The organism is Flavobacterium psychrolimnae, assembly GCF_003312425.1.
GTDB classification, from domain to species: Bacteria; Bacteroidota; Bacteroidia; order Flavobacteriales; family Flavobacteriaceae; genus Flavobacterium; species Flavobacterium psychrolimnae.
The window spans coordinates 43,310-62,289 of the sequence record NZ_QNUX01000005.1 but is presented as its reverse complement, the minus strand read 5'-3'; the positions used below and the strand labels follow the sequence as shown (position 1 = coordinate 62,289).

Below are 18,980 nucleotides of genomic sequence, written 5' to 3'. Positions count from 1 at the left end.
TTGAATTAACTTGTTTAAATTGAATGATGTAATTCATGTTTTGAAAATCAAAATTAAGTAATTTTATGATAGTCCAAAAAGTTTATTTAATATTTTTGCAGTTTAACGCTAATTTAATATTTTTTACTAATAGTGTCCTAAACGTTTTCTTGAACCAATTGTAATAATTTAAATACAGAAAAATGCATTGCTTTTTGATGAAAATGAGTATCGAACCCCAAGAATAAATGTGATTGAAAATAATATTTATTTTGATTAACAACGATTTAATGAATAAAAGAACCGAACAAATGAGTCATTTTCTCATTTGTCCTGATATCCTAATTTCAAAATTTTATAATGTCAATTTTAACGCATCATTCAATCGTAATGCTACATTATCCCAATTAATAATATTAAACAAAGCATCCACGAAATCGGTTCGTTTATTTTTGTATTTTAAATAATAGGCGTGTTCCCAAACATCAATAACCAATAAAGGAATGGCACCCCATTGTGTTAGTTTTTCATGGTTTTCGCATTGTAAAATCACCAAACTATTGCTGTATGGCTGATATGCCAAAATTCCCCAACCATTGCCATCTACATTTTTTGCGGTAGCAGCAATTAAGATTTTAAGTTTATCGAAACTCCCAAAATTTTTCTCTATTCGCTTTAGCAACTCGCCTTGTGGTGCTGTTTTTTTATTAGTTAGGTTTGTCCAAAATATGGAATGCAAGATATGTGATGAAAAATGATAGGATAATTTCTTCGTCCAGAGATCTACAGTTTCCAAATTATTATCGTCCAACGCTTTTTTTATCATTTGCAAATCCTTGTTCGCTCCTTTTACTGCTCCACCGTGATGAAAAGTATAATGTAGATGTAAGGTTTCAGCATCCATATAGGGTTCTAAAAAACTTTCGCTATAGGGTAAGGTCTGTTGAATATAATTACCATTGACATCTACTAATTTATCAATTGAATTGTCAGCTAAATTTTTGGGAAACGCATTTGTAGTGGGAAGCACTAATGCAGCTGCGCCAAACAATGTACTTGATTTTAAAAACTCTTTTCTGTCCATACTGTAAATTTACGTTTTTATTCTTCTACATTTTTCATTTTCATCAAAAGTGAATAAGCACCTTTAATCACAATAGTCGCCTCATTCAAATCGTCTGAAAGAATTTCTGTAAACCCATTTTCAGCTGTTCCAATTCTAATTTCTTTCATTTCAAATTGTTTGTTTTGTTTGGCAACAAAAATATAATTCTTGTTTTCATAATTCACTATAGCATCAGATGGCAATACATTTGATTGCTGACTTTTTAATTCTATTTCGGCATTCATATACATTCCTGGTAAAAGTGCTTTGTCGTAATTTGTAAAATGGCAATGCATTTCAGTGCTTCTGTTTTCGGAAAAATCCTTACCGATTAAAATAATTTTGCCAAGATATTTTTTTTCAGGATTGGTATTTGTATAGGATATAACTGATTGGCCAATAGTCAATTTATTGATGTCTTTTTCAAAAACGGTCAATGCCAAATGAATATCCAAAGGATTAACAATCTCGAATAAAATATCGCTTGGGTTTACATACTTGCCAATATTTACATTGACTTTAGAAATATAACCGCTTATTGGCGAATAAATATTGATGCTTTTTGAAATGTTCTTTGTAGAAACATTACTTGGATTTATCCCTGCGAATTTTAATTTCTCGCCATACGATTGTACCATTACCGATAGTGAGTTGTATTCTGATTGTGCTTGTTGATATACTTTATCGCTGCTAGCTTTGCTTCGGTTGAGTTCTTTTTGTCTTTCGAATTCGGCTTTTGCATACCCTATTTTTGCTTTCGCCAAAAGGTAATCTTCTTGTAGTTGAATGTATTGCTGGTCTTCTACAACGCACAATACTTGTCCTTTGGTTACATACATTCCCTCTAAAAGTTTGGTGTATTTTAAATAACCACCCATCGGCACACTTATGGAAACTAAATTTTGAGGCGGTACATCTATTTTTCCATTTAATTTTAAGGTAGATGAAATTTCTTTTTGCTCTATTTTCCCCGTTTCAATACCTGCATTTTTTATTTGTGCATCGGTAAGTGTTGTCGTGTTTTCGATAGTTGGAGTGGCTTCTGTTTGGCTTTCAGTTTTCTTGTCTCCACATGAAGAAAGGAATACTATTGCCATTATTGTAACTATTGTGTTTTTACTCATGATTGTATTTTTATTTTGGTGTTTGTGAATCTGCGATTTCATTTTATTTTGAATAGTAAGATAGTGTTTGTTATTTAAAATTTCATTGCCCTTGCTAATCGGTTAGGCATCAATCTTAACGCGAAGGAGTTTTACGGAATTAATAAAAACTAAAGTGTCAGGAAGCAAATGAATAGCAGCTGCTTCAATTGGTCCAATTATTTTAAGCAAGACAAGGGTAATTCCAATCACATGAACAACGCCAACTCCCACAAAAATATTTTCACGAATGGTTCGATAGGCTCTTTTACTAATAGCACGAGCCTTTGCGATTTTTTCCAACTTATCCTGCATCAGAACGATGTCGGCTGCTTCCATTGCTGCTTCGGTTCCCATAGCACCCATTGCTATGCCTATATTTGCCTGAACTAAAGCAGGCGCATCATTAATCCCATCACCGACCATTGCTACTTTTGAACCTTCTTTTTGCAATTCTTTTATAATATTGATTTTGTCTTCGGGCAATAAATTTGCTCTGTAATCGGTAATTCCTATCTGATTGGCAACGTGCTTGGCAGTTTCAGGATTATCACCGGTAAGCATAATTATGTTTTCAATTCCACTTTTTCTTAAACCTTCAATCATTTCTTTTGCACCTTCGCGTATCGCATCGGATATATAAAAGATACACGCCAATTTATTGTCAACTGAAAGATAAATAGCAGTATCGGTACTATTTTCTGAGGATTTCGACACCGGTACTTTACTTTCTTCCATAAAGAGCTTGTTCCCTAATAAAACCGATTTGCCATCTATTTTTGCGGAAACACCCCGTCCTTTTACCACCTCGAAATTTTCAGGCTCGCCATAGGTAAGTTTTAATTGATCCGCATAGCTTAAGATTGCTTTTGCTAATGGATGGCTGGAACGACGGTCAACATTAGCAGCAAATTGAACCAATTGGTTTTCATTATAAGCAGGATCTATTATTTCAACGGTATTCACAATAGGACTTCCAACGGTTAATGTCCCTGTTTTATCAAAAACAATGGTAGTTACTTTAGCAAGCTCTTCTAAAAACAAACCTCCTTTTATCAAAATACCTTCTCTCGCTGCACGAGCAATTGCCGCAATGGTCACAAGCGGTGTTGCCAAACCTAATTCGGCAGGGGAAGTAAAAATCAGCAATGCAATCACCAGTTTGACATCACGGGTAAAAAAGTAAACAGTACCAACAAAAATAAATACCACCGGAATAAGCCATGAAGCCACTTTATCTGTGAATTTTTCAATAGGTGCTTGCTGGCTTTCTGCCTCTTCCACCAAGGCTATAATACGCGAAAAAACGGTGTCTAATCCTGCTTTAGTCATTTCTATATCTAGCGCACCTAATTCCAGTATGGTTCCGGCAAATGCTTCACTTCCCGCTGTTTTTTCTTGAGGTACGCTTTCGCCGGTTATTGGTGCCTGATTCACAGAACCTGATCCGCCAATCACTTTGCCATCAACAGGGATTTTTTCTCCAGCTTTTACCAGAACAATATCACCGATTTTTAAATCGGTTATTTGCACTACGGATTCCTGATTGTCTTTTTTTACTATTGCCGTTTTAGGCACGGAACCAATCAACTCTTTTATAGATGCTCTCGCTTTTTCAGTGCTCGCACTTGCAATATATTCTGCAATGAGGATGATCATAAGCACGACAGCACCAGCCAAATATTCTTTGCCAAGAACTGAAATTATGACCGCTATGGTTATAAACAATTCGGTACCTGTTTTTCTTTCTTTTATGATATCCAGTACCGCAGTTTTTACTAACGAATAAAGACCGAAAGCCATTGCGGCTATCAAAATGGGTAATAGAATAACATCGAAATAAAATAATAAACAGGCTATTCCCACTGTTATGATCCGTACAATTTCCCAAAGGAACTGTCGCGAAAAAAAGGTTTGTGTATAATTCATATGTTGATATTTATTGTTTTTTATCGGTCATATGTAATTCGCATATCATCATTGGCGCTTGCGACCCCAATTACGGTCATGCTCATTTCATAATTAAACTATTTTAATTAGTTAATGCATTGATTTCTATTATACTTATATTCAATTTTCTAACCGCTTCAATATAATCACTTTGAATTCCTGTGCTTTGATTAATAAGCATTACCCATTCCAGATAATTGATGTCACCATTGATAAATTTATCATTAGCAGCTTTGGTTACCAAATCAACATTTTTCAAGGCTTGACTTTCAAAATAGGCAATAGTTTCTTTCTGTTTTTTATATTCTTGGACTAATTCCTGATTCTTACTTTCCAGTTTTAGTTTTTCATTATTTAAATTATTTTCGGCAATTTGGGTGTTTATCTCTAATGCTTTTTTCTTATTATTTATTGCCGCATTGAATAACGGAATTGCCACTCCAAATTGTCCGTAAACACCATTATAACTGTTTTGAAACTCCGCATTTGTTTTGAAAGTCTGGTAATAAACACCACCAATTAATTCGGGCAATTTTTTAGATTTTTCAAGTGAAATTTCAGCTTTGCTACTATTTACTTCTTGCTCAAATAATTTTATACTGGGTTGATTGCCAATAGCATTTTTATCTAAATTTTCGGTAAAATCCATTTTTAATTTATCTGAAACTGGGACAAAGTCTTTATCAGTATTAAGTAAATACTTTAATTGCGATTGTATTATTTTATAATCACTTTGTAATTCCAGAAGTTGAATTTTTATTTGTCCAGATTGGTTTTCAGCGGTTGCTTTTTCTAATATATTACTTTCGCCTTTGTCAAAACGAAGCGCTGTTTTCCTTAAAAATTCGGAATAAATACTATCACTTTTTAACAACAACTTTTCCTTTTCTTTTAGATACATCATTTCGTAAAACACGATTGTTACCTGTCTAGTCAATTCCTTTCTTTGCAAAGCTTCGTTCCATTGTCCTTTTTTGGCTTCTTCTATTAAAAGTTGTTTCTGCCTTTTGTAAACGGTTGGGAATTTTATGCTTTGCGAAATACCAATTTTCACATCATTTGCATTGCTGTTAAACTGACCGAATTCCCCAATAATTCCCGTGTTGGAAATATCATAGCCTGTTTTGGTCATTTTTTGCAAGTACTCTGAATTTAGTTTTTCGTTTTTAATTTTTATATTGTTTGAAAGAGCCGTTTCAATCGCTTTATCAATTGAAATTATTTCCTGAGCATCAGTACTTTGAAAAGAAAAAAGCAGTCCCAATACCATGATTGTTGTAATTGATTTTATCTTTTTTGGTTTTAAATTAATTCCTTTTTCAAACATGATATATAAAATTGGTAAAACAAATAATGTTAAGAACGTTGCAATCAACAGACCTCCAATTACCACAGTTGCCAAAGGTTTTTGTACTTCTGCACCAGAACCATTGCTTAATGCCATGGGTAAAAAGCCTAATGATGCTACAAATGCAGTCATTAAAACTGGTCGTAAACGTATTTTGGTACCTTGTAAAACAATCGCTTTTAAATCGGTTTCACCCGATTTTCGTATGCTATTGAATTCTGCAATCAATACTAAACCATTCAGAACCGCTACACCAAATAAAGCAATAAAACCAACTCCGGCACTAATGCTAAACGGCATTCCCCGCATCGCTAAAAAGAAAATACCTCCAATTGCAGAAAGCGGGATTGCGGAATAAATCAATAATCCTTGTTTTACGGAATTGAATGCGAAATAGAGCAAAATAAATATTAATAGTAATGAAACTGGAACAGCAATCATCAAACGATTTTTGGCTTCGTTTAAGTTTTCAAAAGCACCGCCATACGTAGGATAGTAGCCCGCAGGAAATTTTATTTGAGCTTCGACTTTACCTTGTAATTCTTTTACGATGCTTTGCACATCACGACCTCGAACATTAAAACCAACTACAATTCTACGTTTGGCATCTTCTCTTTGTATTTGATTTGGGCCTTCAGTAATTTCAACTTTGGCCAATTGAGATAGAGGAATTTGCGAACCAGTGGACGTTGGTATTAGTAAATTTTGAACATCCACCAAATCCTGACGTTTTTCGCCTGTTAAACGAACAACTAAATCAAATCGTTTTTCACCTTCGTAAACAACCCCAGTGCTTTGTCCTGCAAATGCGGTGTTTACAATTCGATTGATATCCTGAATGTTCAAACCGTATTGTGCAATGGAAGCTCTGTTGTAGTCAATTACTACTTGAGGCATTCCAGTAACGGTTTCTACATATAGGTTTGAAGTTCCTTCTACTGTATTTACAATTTTACCTAATTTATTGGCGTACAAAGCCAGTGTGTCTAAATTTTCTCCAAATATTTTACAGACTACATCTTGTCTTGCTCCTGTCATCAATTCATTAAAACGCATTTGTACCGGATATTGAAAACCATAAGAAACACCTGGAACGGCTTCCAATTCCTTTGCCATTTTTTCTGATAATTCATCAAAAGTTTTGGCAGAAGTCCATTCGCTTTTGTCCTTTAAAATAATCATCATATCACTGGCATCAATGGGCATTGGATCAGTTGGCACTTCGCTACTTCCTGTTTTGCCTACTATTTTCTCCACTTCCGGAAATTTTTCTATTAGTATTTTTGCGCCTTGTGAAATTGCAGTCATTGAAGTTTGCAAATTACTTCCCGGCAAAACCCTTGTTTCTACAGCAAAATCTCCTTCTTCTAACGAGGGCATAAATTCGCCACCCATGAACGAAAGTGTAATCAGCGCTAAAACAAATAATCCCAAAGTTGCACCGATAATTGTTCTTGGAATTCCTAATGCTTTGTTCAGAAGAGGTTGGTAGAAATTTTCTAATTTTTCCATCATTCTATCTGAAAAAGTTTTTTTGTGAGATATATTTTTATTCAAAAATAAAGCGGTCATCATCGGAACATAAGTCAGCGACAATATAAAAGCACCAAATAATGCAAATGCAATGGTTTGTGCCATTGGTAAAAACATTTTCCCTTCAATACCCCGCAAAGTAAAAATGGGAATGTACACGATTAATATAATCAACTCTCCAAATACGGAAACATTACGCATTTTTATTGACGTATTTAATACGGTGCTGTCCATTTCTTGCTGTGATATTTTAGACGTTTTCCTGCTGTGTAAACTAAACAAACACGCTTCAACAATAATAACTGCCCCATCCACAATTAATCCAAAATCTAGTGCCCCTAGACTCATTAAATTACCGCTCACCCCAAAAATATTCATCAGTATGACCGCTATCAGCATCGCCAATGGAATAACTGATGCTACGATTAAGCCTGCTCTTATATTTCCTAAAAATAAAATAAGAACAAAAAGTACAATTAATGCTCCTTCCAATAAGTTTTTTTCCACTGTTGAAATGGAATTATTGACCATTTTGGTTCGGTCTAGAAATGGCTCCAGAATAACGCCTTCGGGTAATGTTTTTTCGATTTGTGCAATACGATCCTTAATGTTTTTAATAACCACATTACTATTGGCTCCTTTTAACATCATTACTACTGCACCCGAAACTTCACCAGATTGAACTCCTTTTTTATTAAAAGTCATTGCTCCGTAACGGATAGCACTTCCAATTCGTACATCAGCTACATCACGAATAAATAAAGGACTTCCGCTACTGGTATTTTTAATAGAAATATCTTTAATATTTTCGATAGTATTAATTAACCCTTCACTTCTGATGTACAAAACTTTAGGTCCTTTTTCGATATAAGCACCACCTGTATTTTGATTGTTTTTTTCTAAAGCAGTAAAAACATCAGTAATAGTAATATTAAAGGATTGCAATTTATTTGGGTCAACGGCAATTTCAAATTGTTTCAATTTTCCACCGAAACTACTTACTTCTGCAACACCTTCAACTCCTAATAATTGACGGCGAACAATCCAATCCTGAATGGTTCTCAACTCGGTTACATCGTATTTTTTTTCGTAACCGGGTTTGGTTCGAACAGCATATTGATAAATTTCGCCTAGTCCTGTTGTTACCGGTGCAAGAACTGGATCTCCAATACCTTTGGGAATTTGGTCTTTAACAGCGCTTAATCGTTCTGTTACTTGTTGTCTTGCCCAGTAAACATCCGTTGCATCATTAAAAACAATGGTAACCACTGATAAGCCAAAACGAGAGAAACTACGAATTTCTTTCAATCCAGGAATATTACTATTCGCTTGTTCAATTGGAAAAGTAATCAGTCGTTCAATATCGGTTGCACCCAATGATGGTGCTGAAGTGATTACCTGAACTTGATTATCTGTAATATCAGGAACCGCATCGATTGGTAATTTGGTAAATTGATAACTCCCATATCCGATGAGCGCAAAAATAAATAGTCCAATAATGAGTTTGTTTTTGATTGAAAACTCAATAATTTTATTTAGCATAATTAGTAAGATTAATGGTTAGTCAATAGTTACATTGAATATTGACCTTTTAATTTTAGAGTAACTGTAATATCTTTATTTTCATTATTCCTAAAAAACCATCCATGCTTTCCTTCAAAAGGAGCATAAAAAGTTCCTACCATATTATTGGAATAAGCAAGTGTGTAACTTTCAAAATAGACATCATTAACTGCCTTTGCCTGTTTTACTTCACCGTGAAAATCTAAATAAACGGTTCCATCATTAGTTTTCCATTCGTATTTCATTTTTCCGCCTTTTAGCATATAGGTTTTATATTCAATCCCTTTTCCTGCAGGAACAATTACTTCAACCGTATCTTCTCTTTCTGCGTATTGCTTTTCTGGAATAGGATTATCCGCCTCGACTGGTCTTTTTACTTCTGGTCCAGAACCTGCTTTTTCCATTTTTATTAGAGGAAATGTTTTCCCGGTTGTTGTTGCTAAGCCATCAGGAGCATCCTCTGGCACATAAAGCTTACTGAAACCGAACAATTTCCCTGTTCCTATTGGGTCGATTCCATATTCAGCGGGTAAAACGGCACTAACTAAAATGACTATCCCTAATACCAATGCAAATAAGACTGCTTTGATAATTTCTTTTTTTTCTACTATTTGATGATTTATTTCTGACATTGTTTAATTTTTTTAAGATGTAAAATAACCTGTTAATTGATACCCTAATAAGACAAATCCAGCAGCAATAAGCATGGTATTTGTGAATGTTGAAAATTTCATGAAACTCGGGTATCTGCGCCATATTGTAATAAGGATTAACACAAAAGTTAATGCTATAAACTGACCAATTTCGACCCCAATGTTGAATCCAAGCAGATTGGTAAACAATCCTTCTTTTTCAAATTTGAAATCTTGTAATTTGCTGGCTAACCCAAACCCGTGAAACAATCCGAAAATTAAAACGGCTGCTTTTGTATTGGGCTGTTTCCCGAAAAATCTTTTGAAACCACCTAAATTATCAAAACCTTTATACACTATTGATAGTGCAATGATGGCATCAATTAAATACGAATTAATTGATATATTACTCATAACGCCAAACAACAATGTTGCACTATGACCAATTGTAAAGAAACTTACATAAAGTAGCACTTCTTTTGGGCGATAAAGGAAAAAGATAACGCCAACTAAAAAAAGCAAATGATCGTAACCCGTAAGCATATGTTTTGCACCAATATAAAGAAATGGGCCAAAAGCAACGCCATCATTTCCTGACAAAAAAGTTTGTGTATTTTCATCGACACCATGAGCAAAAACACCTGTGATGCTTACAAAAAAAAGTAAAACAAGAAATATTATTTTTTTTGAATTCATAATTTTATTTTTCTTTTAAAACTACTTCTCTCCTGCAATTTTTTGAAGAGAAGCAGCCTGTTAAATTATATTAATGCGTGTGTCCATGAGCCGTATCAACTTTGTCTTGCTCCACTTTATTAATACTATCCGTACTTAATTGACCAGTAGTATCTGTGATCACTTGAACTTGCTCTGTTGTTTCAATAGTTTGAACTTCAGTGTTTTCAGTTTCGTTGTTTGCTTTTTTGTTACAAGAAACTAACATTCCGATTGCGATAGTAGCTACGATTAAAATTTTTTTCATAATTGTAATTTAAATTGGGTTTATAAAGAATAATAAAATTGAATTAATGTTGGTGTCCATGATTAATATCTTGTTCAGAAACTTGGCTATTTCTAAATTTAGAAGAGATTGTTTTTCCATTGACAAGTAATGTGATGGTACAATAAGCATATATGCTTGCTTTAGGAACTTGTACTAATAAAGAATTGTTGGTATCCAAAGAAACTGGATTCGTTGCTTTTGTTTTATTGAAAAATTCAAAAACAGCCGATCCAGTAATTTTTTTATTTGAAACCGTTTTTCCTTTTGCATCCAGCACGTAAAAACTAATATTGTTTTCTCTTTCGACCATTTCTATTTTGTAATCACCTGAATTTTGTATTATTCCACCGTGTGGTGTTTTGCCAGTATTAGTACTTACTTGTGCATTTGAAATTGTTGTGCCTGCAATGGTTAGCAGTATCGCAACTGCAATGGATTTAATTGTTTTCATTTTTGATGTTGTAGTGTTAAAAGTAATTGAGTATGTCTTCGACATTACTAAAAAGTCAATTTATAGCGTATGCGGCTAAAAAATGATTCTAGTTATTTAGCTACATTAACTCACTAAAAAACTTGTTTTTTAATACTGAATATTAGTGAAATTGATGCAAAGAAACATTCGCTATAAGTATATAGCAAAGTACTTTTTAATACTTAATTAGAAATATTCAGAATATCATTAATTAAGCATTGAAAAATTAATTTAACTCAATTTGGGTGGAAGCCAGATGCATGCAAAAACATCGGAAGTGTAAAATTCTGGAGAAAACGGAACATTACTATTTACGGAAATAGTATTTGGTTTGCGAAATGAAAACTCGGTTATGTTTTCAAAAGCAAGTACAGTATTAACAGATTGGTTAATAGTTTTAAAAGGTAAACTTTGATGATTGTCTTTTTCTTGATTAGAATGATGTTGACTATCATTGTAATGAATCGCTATAAAATCTAAAAAAGAAATCCCGTGCTTATCCTCATCTTGATCGTGATGTTCTGTAAAGTGCTCTACTAAGTTGGGTAGTTTCAATAATTGCCCTATTTCTGTGTTGGCACACAAAAAGATGAAAAGGAATAATATGGCAATTGTTTTTTTCAAGATTGTAAAAGTACGGTATTTATTTAATAAAAATTAGTATGTGGTTTTATTCACATACTATTTTCTGTAATGTCTTTTTACTTTTATAAACATAGATAAAATATTAGGTAAGCAAGACGATATGCACGGAATGAAAAGATGATAAAACTCGTAATGGTTTTATGAAATGAATCATTCCTTCGGCATGATATATATTATTTATTTGTGGAAATAAAAATTTAAAAAATTCCAAGTTACATGCTTAAATAAACCGTAAATTTATATTAAATTACTGAATAATAGTGATTTATAATCAATTAAACATTTTTTAGTGATCGAAATTATTGAGTATTTGTATTTGGTTTAACTTAAAAACTAAAACAACAACTATGAAAAAACCAAAACAATATGGTGTGTTTTTCAGTCAAACTCTGCGTAAACTCTTCCGAACTATCAAAATCGAATTAGTAATCATTACCGCATTAATGTATACACAGTTGATACTTACTTCTTGCAGGAATTCTGAAAAAAAACAGAAACAAGTTAAACAGAACCACCCTCAACAAAAAGAAGAAGAAAATCACAACCATGAACATAGCGAACATTCACAATTAATGAATGAAACTCGCGAATGGTTAAAACAGGAATTGGGCGAAAAATATAATCAGCCCGTATCTCTCGGTACAGAGGAACAACTTGCACAAGGCAAAGATATATTCACAAAATATTGTGCTACTTGTCACGGTATTAGCGGTAAAGGCGATGGTCCAGGAGCAACGACATTACAACCAAAACCAGCCGATTTTACTGATCCTGAACATTCGTCATTTTATTCAAATCAAGGACGAATATACCTCATAAAAAAAGGAATGAAGGGAACTGCAATGGCAGCATGGGAAAACGTTTTGAGCGAAGAAGAAATCCTTTCGGTCTATGCATATGTAAATTCTCTGAAAAATTCAGGCGAAATGATGGAACACCAGGGGCAAAATTATTAGGAAAATGAATGAAAAAAAACATAAATAATTCAAATGATAATAACCGAAGTACTTTTAAAAGAAATGGAGAATATTTCAAATTCAGAAAAGTAATTGCAAACATATATTTATATCGTCATTATGTATAAAGCAATGGTAAAAATTCTTAAAACAGTATGGATATACACTATGGCATTATTACTATGGAGCTTTTCAGCTAAGAGTCAACAAAGATACCAAACAAGGAACGGAAGTATTGTTAAGTTTTTTATTTACGTACAATCTCCACAGAACATTTTGCATGTAATGCCACCGCTTGCGAAACCGAGCCAAGCAGAAAGCCTTCTATAACCCCATGACCATGAGAACCAACGATAATCAAATCAGCACCAAATGTTTCAGCTTCTTTGAGTATTGCACTTTTTGGAGAACCTTCAATAACCACTGTAGTTACAATTAAAGCCGGATTTTTATCACGCAAAATTTTCGCTGCATTTTCAGTAATTTTCTTTGCAGATTTAAAGGCGTTTTGGTCAACTTCAGCATAATACTCATGTGAAACTCCCATTGGTTCAAGAGTATTTATTAGCGACATTCTTTCATAAACAGAAACAATACATACTTTAGTGTTTACTGGAAATAGTCTGTTTGCAACTTCGTCTACAGCTGCTTTACTATAACTTGAACCATCGGTTGCTAGTAGAATTTTCATTCTTTTTTCTCCACTAAATTCATTCCACATTTGGGACATTTTCCGGGTTTATCCGAAGTAACTTCTGGGTGCATTGGGCAGGTGTACGTTTTTTGAGTTTCCATTTTTTTATATTTTAATGTTGTTTGTATTTGTATTATTTGGACATATCCATATTTTTATCCATTCCAGTCATTTTGTGTGATTGCATTTTTTTATCTTTCATCATATCCATCATTTTAGGATTATCCATCATCGATTTACACATTTCAGACATCATCGTAGTATCTGTTTTAGATGCTTCCATCATTTCAGTCATCATTCCTTTCATCATATCTGGATTATCCTTCATCATTTTCATCATATTTTCGTGATTTGTCATCATCATTTTTCCTTTACTACTGTTCATCATTGCTTGCATCATATCTTTAGACATATCGCTATTGTTTGCAATAGTATCCATAATTGCCTTTTTTGTATCTGAATTTGAAAGAATTTGGTTTACATCAGTTTTGGATTGACACGATGTAAACAAACCAATCGATACAATAATTAATGTGATTTTTTGTACTGTTTTCATAGTTTATAATTTTTATTGTTTTAAAATCTCTTAAATAATTCCTCTAAACGAAACTATATTTAAGAGATTTAAATACTCACATTTTACTCATATTACTGCACTCAACAGCACATTTGCGACAGGCTTCCGCACAATTTTTGCAATGCTCCATGTGTGCATGTTTTTCACATTCTTCGGCGCAAGCTGTACAAATTTCGGCGCATAGTTTGCAGATTTTTTCAGCAAACTCACTTCCGCTTGCCATAGACTGTATTGCAAATAAACAAATAGCTGCACAATCATGATCTAGTTTTATGCAACGCGCTAACATTTTTACGTCTTACTCATTCAAGCATTCACTTTCGCAATGCGAACATTCTACTGCACATTCTGAACATGCATCGATACAATCTTTAAATTTTTGATGACTCATCTTTTTTAAATTTAAATTGCGAATTAATTTTCGCAGTTTAAAGGTAGCTTTTTAACTTGAAAAAGTATTGTGAAATTCTAATAAAAATCATATAATTAACACATTGTCATGCGTATAGATTTGTTTTTTTGAAAATTGTAATTGCAAAAAAAGGACACTTGTCTTTTAGAACAAGTATCCTTTATATAAATTTAAAATTTGAGTTTTTTAATAATTCAAAGTAGCGCCAAAACCAATTCCCATATCACTATCATAGTGGGTTGTAAATCCAAAGTTTCTTTTGACAATGTATTTTAAACCTGCCATATATTCTTTGTCGGTATTCCACATTAAACTCATTCGTAGTCTTTTTGAAACTGGAATGTCTTTTCGTTCAAACTGTAAACGTACATTTCCGTCGGTAAAAACTTCGGCTTGAGCGACTATAAGCATTGGTAATGTGTAATTAACCCCTGCACTAAAAACAGCTCTGTTGTCTTTGGTATTGGTTTGCCCAAAAAGATTTCTTTCTTGATTGTCTATTCCCATTTTTCTGTATCTCCAATCAAAACCAATGAAAGGCATTAGCCATTGCATTTTACCAATATATCGACCTATGTGGGTTTCGGTTTCGTAACCGTGCATATCATTGTATCCTAATCTCCATTCTGTTCCAATACTCCAACGTGTACTTTGATACATAGCTTCTCCATCGTTTCCGTTTGTTGCAAAATCATTTTCTGCCATAAAGTGAAAAGCTCTATCGTCAGCAAACAATTTTCGTCGTGCTAATTTAGGATCTGGTATTTCGGGATTTGGTGCTTGGTTTTCATAACTAAAAACCCTGCCCATTCCGCTCATCATGTGATACAAAATATGACAATGGAAAAACCAATCGCCTTCTACATTGGCATTAAATTCGAATACATCGGTTTCCATTGGCATTATATCCACAACGTTTTTTAGAGGAGCATAATCCTCTTGACCATTTAATAGTCTAAAATCGTGACCGTGCAAGTGCATTGGGTGTCGCATCATAGAATTGTTGTGAATTGTGATGCGAACATTTTCGCCTTTTTTAATTAATATTTTATCCGCTTCGGAAACCACTTTGTTGTCTAAACTCCAAACATAACGGTTCATATTTCCTGTCAATTCAAATTTTAATTCTCTTACTGGTGCATCTTTAGGAAGTATCGTTTTAGTTGGCGATTTTAACATTGCATAATTTAAGGTAGTAATATCCGAAAGCGCATTACTATTATAATCGGCTTCGGTCATTTTCATATCCTTCATTTTTTTATCGCTTTTCTTTTTTTGTTCTCCGGTAATTTCTGGGTACATTACTACATTCATATCCATTTGATTGTAGGACATATTCATTCCCATATCGTCTAAATCGCCGTTCATTTTCATCATCCCATTCATCATTTTCATTCCCTCAAAATATTTAAGCTTGGGAAGAGGTGTAATAAGTTGTTTGATACCATCCCCAATAAAATAAGAAGCTGAATACAATCTATCTTCGGTGGTGGCTAAAAATTCAAAAGCAGTTTTATCGGCAGGAATAGTAACTAGAACATCGTAAGTTTCAGAAACACCAACAATTAATCGATCTACTTCTACAGGTTCTACATCGTTACCGTCATTTGCAACTACCGTTATTTTTCCACCGGCATAAGTAAGCCAAAAATAGGAAGAAGCCCCACCATTAGATACGCGTAAACGTACTTTATCACCTGCTTTTAAAGGTTTTCCATCAATACTTTTCACATCCGTACTTTGCTTACCATTCATAAGGATTTTATCGTAAAATACATCGCTTACATCCATTGCATTCATCCTTTTCCATTCATTTTTTAATTTAACACCTAAATAACCTTGCTTTATGGCTTCTGTATAACTTTGGGTTGTTCCTTTTTTGATTGCTGGATAATCGTTTGCGTTGTGCAACATTCTATGTACATTTTTTGGATTTAGATCTGTCCATTCGCTCAATACTATAGGAACGGTTGGCAAATCATCAATACCCTTTCTAAAAGTTAGATCATCCGTTTTTTTATTCATAATAAATGAACCATACATTCCGATTTGTTCTTGCAATCCTGAATGGCTGTGGTACCAATGTGTTCCTTGTTGGATAATCGGAAATGTATATTTGTGTGTCGTGTTGGGCTTTATTGGCATTTGTGTTAAGTTTGGCACACCATCTTCTTTGTTAGGTAAAAACAAACCGTGCCAATGCAACGATGTTTCTTCATCCAGTTCATTATGTACATAAATTTCAGCGGTATCGCCTTCGGTAAATGTAAGTGTAGGCATCGGTATTTGTCCGTTTACAGCAATGGCTCTTTTAGGTTTACCTGTAAAATTTACGATGGTGTCTCGCACATATAAATCGTAACGCACTGTTCTTGGTGGTGTGTTGTTTTCAATTTTAGTTACGGTTTCTAGAGTTGCTTTTGTCATATCCATAATGCTCATATTATGATTTTGATGTGAAGCATTAGCATCCGTTTTCATATTGTCCATGCTACCCTTCTTTTCAGAAGTCTTTTTCATGGGAATTTGCATTTCATCATGCTTCTTCACCACCGTTTTTTTACCCGTTTTAGCTTTCTCCTTTATCAACGTCATTCCGCATTTAGGACATTTTCCCGGTTTGTCAGCGTGAATTTCGGGGTGCATTGAGCAGGTATACGTTGTGGGCTGCACCTTTTGCGCCTTTTCCTTTTTTGACATATCCATACCTTTCATATCCTGTGCATGGGCAAAGGAATAAATAGACATGATGAATATTAATACTATAATTTTTTTCATTTTTTTAAGTTTAAAATTGATTTACAAATTATTTTGGAGTTATTTATCTAATTCTTTAAGCTTTGCTTTCATTTGTTCAATTTCTGCCTGTTGGCTGGTAATAATATTTTTAATTAATTCCTTTATTTCAGGGTCGGTAACCGATGACTCTTTTCCCATTAATATTGCTGCGGCATGGTGTGGTATCATTGATTTTAAAAATTCTTTATCCCCAACTGCCGTCTGTTGCCTAATACCTGCAAAAAATAGAATCAAAGCAATAAAACCAGTGACAAGCAGTGAAATATTTAATTTCTTATTTCCATACATGCTACCCATCACTAGAAGTTCAATTATGAGCATCGGCATGGTCATCAGTCCAGCCATGTAAAATTGGTTTATATTGGGTATTACATTGGCAAAAACATCTACCATTGAATACATTAGTATGTACATCGCTATAAATGATAACACTATCATAATCGCTAATTTCTTGTACATAGTCAAACTTAATTCTTTTGAATGCTCTTCTGTTGTGTGTTTCATTTCCATATTTTTTTTTTTTAAATTAATTATTTTTTCAATAGTAACTCTAACTCTAAAATTTGTTTTTTAAGTGATTCAACACTTTTCATTTTTTTTAATTCTGCTATTGATAAAGCTTTTTTCCCTGCTTCAATTGCACTTGGATAGTCTTTTAGTTCCGTTGCTATTTTTTGTCTCAAATTAGGATAGTAAAAATTCTGCGGATCTAATTTTTCGGCTTCAATTAGCCAAGCTATTGCTTGTTTGGAATCTCTGTTTGTACTGTAATAATAGTTTGCCGCTTGAAATAATAAATTAGCATCAAGGATTTTTTCTTTAATAATGTTTTTATCTATTACTGCTAAAATAGTTTCATCTGCTTTGCTTTTTAATGGTATTTTTATTGTAGTATTTTCCCATATTAGTTTTAGAAATCCCTCCCCTTTGCTGTTAATGTCATTTATTTCGATTGTAAATGTTTCATGAAAATTGGGTGTACTTTCTACTGGAACTGTAAGACGAAAAACATCTTTTTTATCATCATATCCAGTTTCGCCGTGTAATGTTGTATCTGTATTTATAATTATTGTCCACTCCTTTTTTGAAGGTATTGTGAATATTGAGTAACTACCCATTTTTAAAGTAGTATTTCCAAACACAATATCTTCATTGGTAGTTATTGTAGTACAATCACTGGCGCCAGTTCGCCAGAGTTTTTCAAATGGCACTAATTCACCGAATATTTTACGGCCTCTTGCTAGTGGTCTGCTGTAAGAAACTTTGATTATTGTGCTTCCCAATTCTTGTTCAAACGATGCGGATGGACTTGGAGAAGTTAGTTTTATTTGAACTTTTTCTTGTGCCGAAATTATTAAAGCTTGCAAAATAAAGAAGTGTATTAGAATTACTTTTTTCATGGTTTTTGATTTTAAATTGATTTTACTGTTTTTTATTATTTTAAATTATTTTTTTATTTTCCTCCAAATTTTTCTAATAGTAGGCGATGAGATATACCAAAGTAAAAAACCACTTAAAACGGTTATTAACCCCAATAATGAAAAGACTCTTAACACAATATTATTCATATTGTCTCTACCCTCATAATCCATAGTATGGGTCATCCATAAAAAATCAAACCATCTCCAATCGCGGTGTCTAATCGTTTGAAAAGCACCATCATTTGCCGAAATATAGACCTTTAAATTATTCGGTTCCTGATAGGATATAACATAGGCTGGCAGTAAATGCTCTCTATATTCATGATGTTTCCCTACTTCTTTAATGAGTTGTATCTCTTTTGCTTTTAAACCTGATACAATATTTTTATCTGCAATTGCCAATGCTTCTTCTTTAGTGATACCCTTTTTTAATTTTCCCGTCTTGGCATTATAAAGCATCTTCCCATTAACCCAATAAAAAGGGTTCTTATTAAACTCCCTTAATTCTATCGATTGGATTGCTATTGAAGGATGGAGTAGGGAAGGGCTTATTAAACCCGAAAACGACTGCGCAACAATTCCTTTTTTATGAAATTGCATGCCATGAATGTCATCAATATTGGTCCAACTAAAATACAGACCACTAATGGTCCACATTAAGAACTGAAGACCTATAAATATTCCTAAATATCGGTGAGACTTTCTAATCCATTTTGCTTTTTTTCCTTTAATCATTTACCTTTTAATTT

Annotated in this window: 17 protein-coding genes and 1 pseudogene; 1 reads left to right on the top strand and 17 read right to left on the bottom strand. The window is 33.4% G+C overall.

Annotated features, from left to right (window positions below):
* Window positions 1–334: 334 nt before the first annotated feature.
* From DR980_RS06745 to DR980_RS06705, 9 genes are all read right to left on the bottom strand, one after another.
* On the bottom strand, window positions 335–1,063 hold the full coding sequence (locus tag DR980_RS06745; RefSeq protein ID WP_113634469.1) for a superoxide dismutase: 729 nt from the start codon (window positions 1,061–1,063) through the stop codon (window positions 335–337).
* A gap of 17 nt (window positions 1,064–1,080) precedes the next feature.
* Entirely contained in the window at window positions 1,081–2,250 is a 1,170-nt protein-coding gene (locus DR980_RS06740; RefSeq protein ID WP_244199268.1) for an efflux RND transporter periplasmic adaptor subunit, read from the bottom strand.
* 60 nt (window positions 2,251–2,310) lie between these two features.
* Window positions 2,311–4,155, bottom strand: a complete 1,845-nt coding sequence (locus DR980_RS06735) for a heavy metal translocating P-type ATPase (RefSeq protein ID WP_113634468.1) — start codon at window positions 4,153–4,155, stop codon at window positions 2,311–2,313.
* Window positions 4,156–4,258: 103 nt separating this feature from the next.
* Window positions 4,259–8,599, bottom strand: coding sequence for a CusA/CzcA family heavy metal efflux RND transporter (locus DR980_RS06730; RefSeq protein WP_113634467.1), 4,341 nt, complete (start codon window positions 8,597–8,599; stop codon window positions 4,259–4,261).
* A gap of 29 nt (window positions 8,600–8,628) precedes the next feature.
* A complete protein-coding gene (locus tag DR980_RS06725; RefSeq protein ID WP_113634466.1) occupies window positions 8,629–9,252 on the bottom strand; it encodes a hypothetical protein in 624 nt (207 codons plus the stop codon).
* Between the two features lie 12 nt (window positions 9,253–9,264).
* A complete protein-coding gene (locus tag DR980_RS06720; RefSeq protein WP_113634465.1) occupies window positions 9,265–9,948 on the bottom strand; it encodes a HupE/UreJ family protein in 684 nt (227 codons plus the stop codon).
* Window positions 9,949–10,018: 70 nt separating this feature from the next.
* On the bottom strand, window positions 10,019–10,234 hold the full coding sequence (locus tag DR980_RS06715; RefSeq protein ID WP_113634464.1) for a hypothetical protein: 216 nt from the start codon (window positions 10,232–10,234) through the stop codon (window positions 10,019–10,021).
* 43 nt (window positions 10,235–10,277) lie between these two features.
* The gene (locus DR980_RS06710; RefSeq protein ID WP_113634463.1) at window positions 10,278–10,706 is read right to left on the bottom strand and encodes a hypothetical protein; all 429 of its coding nucleotides are present in this window, start codon (window positions 10,704–10,706) and stop codon (window positions 10,278–10,280) included.
* A 252-nt stretch (window positions 10,707–10,958) separates the two neighbouring features.
* Window positions 10,959–11,351: a hypothetical protein gene (locus DR980_RS06705; RefSeq protein ID WP_113634462.1), complete on the bottom strand. Its 393-nt coding sequence runs from the start codon at window positions 11,349–11,351 to the stop codon at window positions 10,959–10,961.
* A gap of 368 nt (window positions 11,352–11,719) precedes the next feature.
* Between DR980_RS06705 and DR980_RS06700 the strand changes: the two genes are divergently transcribed.
* Window positions 11,720–12,328 carry a c-type cytochrome gene (locus DR980_RS06700; RefSeq protein WP_113634461.1) on the top strand — a complete coding sequence of 203 codons (609 nt, stop codon included), beginning with the start codon at window positions 11,720–11,722 and terminating at the stop codon, window positions 12,326–12,328.
* Window positions 12,329–12,575: 247 nt separating this feature from the next.
* On the opposite strand, the gene DR980_RS06690 is transcribed toward DR980_RS06700, so the two are convergent.
* The 8 genes and pseudogenes from DR980_RS06690 to DR980_RS06660 form a co-directional block, all read right to left on the bottom strand.
* Window positions 12,576–13,019 carry a universal stress protein gene (locus DR980_RS06690; protein ID WP_113634459.1) on the bottom strand — a complete coding sequence of 148 codons (444 nt, stop codon included), beginning with the start codon at window positions 13,017–13,019 and terminating at the stop codon, window positions 12,576–12,578.
* Window positions 13,019–13,117: pseudogene (locus DR980_RS16490) on the bottom strand (heavy metal-binding domain-containing protein); the annotation flags it as partial. The gene DR980_RS06690 and the pseudogene DR980_RS16490, both read right to left, overlap by 1 nt.
* 38 nt (window positions 13,118–13,155) lie before the next feature.
* Window positions 13,156–13,578, bottom strand: a complete 423-nt coding sequence (locus DR980_RS06685; protein WP_086452973.1) for a hypothetical protein — start codon at window positions 13,576–13,578, stop codon at window positions 13,156–13,158.
* Between the two features lie 76 nt (window positions 13,579–13,654).
* Window positions 13,655–13,888, bottom strand: a complete 234-nt coding sequence (locus DR980_RS06680) for a four-helix bundle copper-binding protein (protein WP_244199267.1) — start codon at window positions 13,886–13,888, stop codon at window positions 13,655–13,657.
* A gap of 309 nt (window positions 13,889–14,197) precedes the next feature.
* On the bottom strand, window positions 14,198–16,789 hold the full coding sequence (locus DR980_RS06675) for a multicopper oxidase domain-containing protein (RefSeq protein ID WP_086452974.1): 2,592 nt from the start codon (window positions 16,787–16,789) through the stop codon (window positions 14,198–14,200).
* A gap of 39 nt (window positions 16,790–16,828) precedes the next feature.
* Complete coding sequence (locus DR980_RS06670; RefSeq protein WP_086452975.1) at window positions 16,829–17,320, bottom strand: DUF305 domain-containing protein; 492 nt, start codon at window positions 17,318–17,320, stop codon at window positions 16,829–16,831.
* 20 nt (window positions 17,321–17,340) lie between these two features.
* Window positions 17,341–18,210 carry a DUF2911 domain-containing protein gene (locus DR980_RS06665; RefSeq protein ID WP_086452976.1) on the bottom strand — a complete coding sequence of 290 codons (870 nt, stop codon included), beginning with the start codon at window positions 18,208–18,210 and terminating at the stop codon, window positions 17,341–17,343.
* Between the two features lie 45 nt (window positions 18,211–18,255).
* The gene (locus DR980_RS06660; protein ID WP_113634458.1) at window positions 18,256–18,966 is read right to left on the bottom strand and encodes a PepSY domain-containing protein; all 711 of its coding nucleotides are present in this window, start codon (window positions 18,964–18,966) and stop codon (window positions 18,256–18,258) included.
* Window positions 18,967–18,980: the final 14 nt, after the last annotated feature.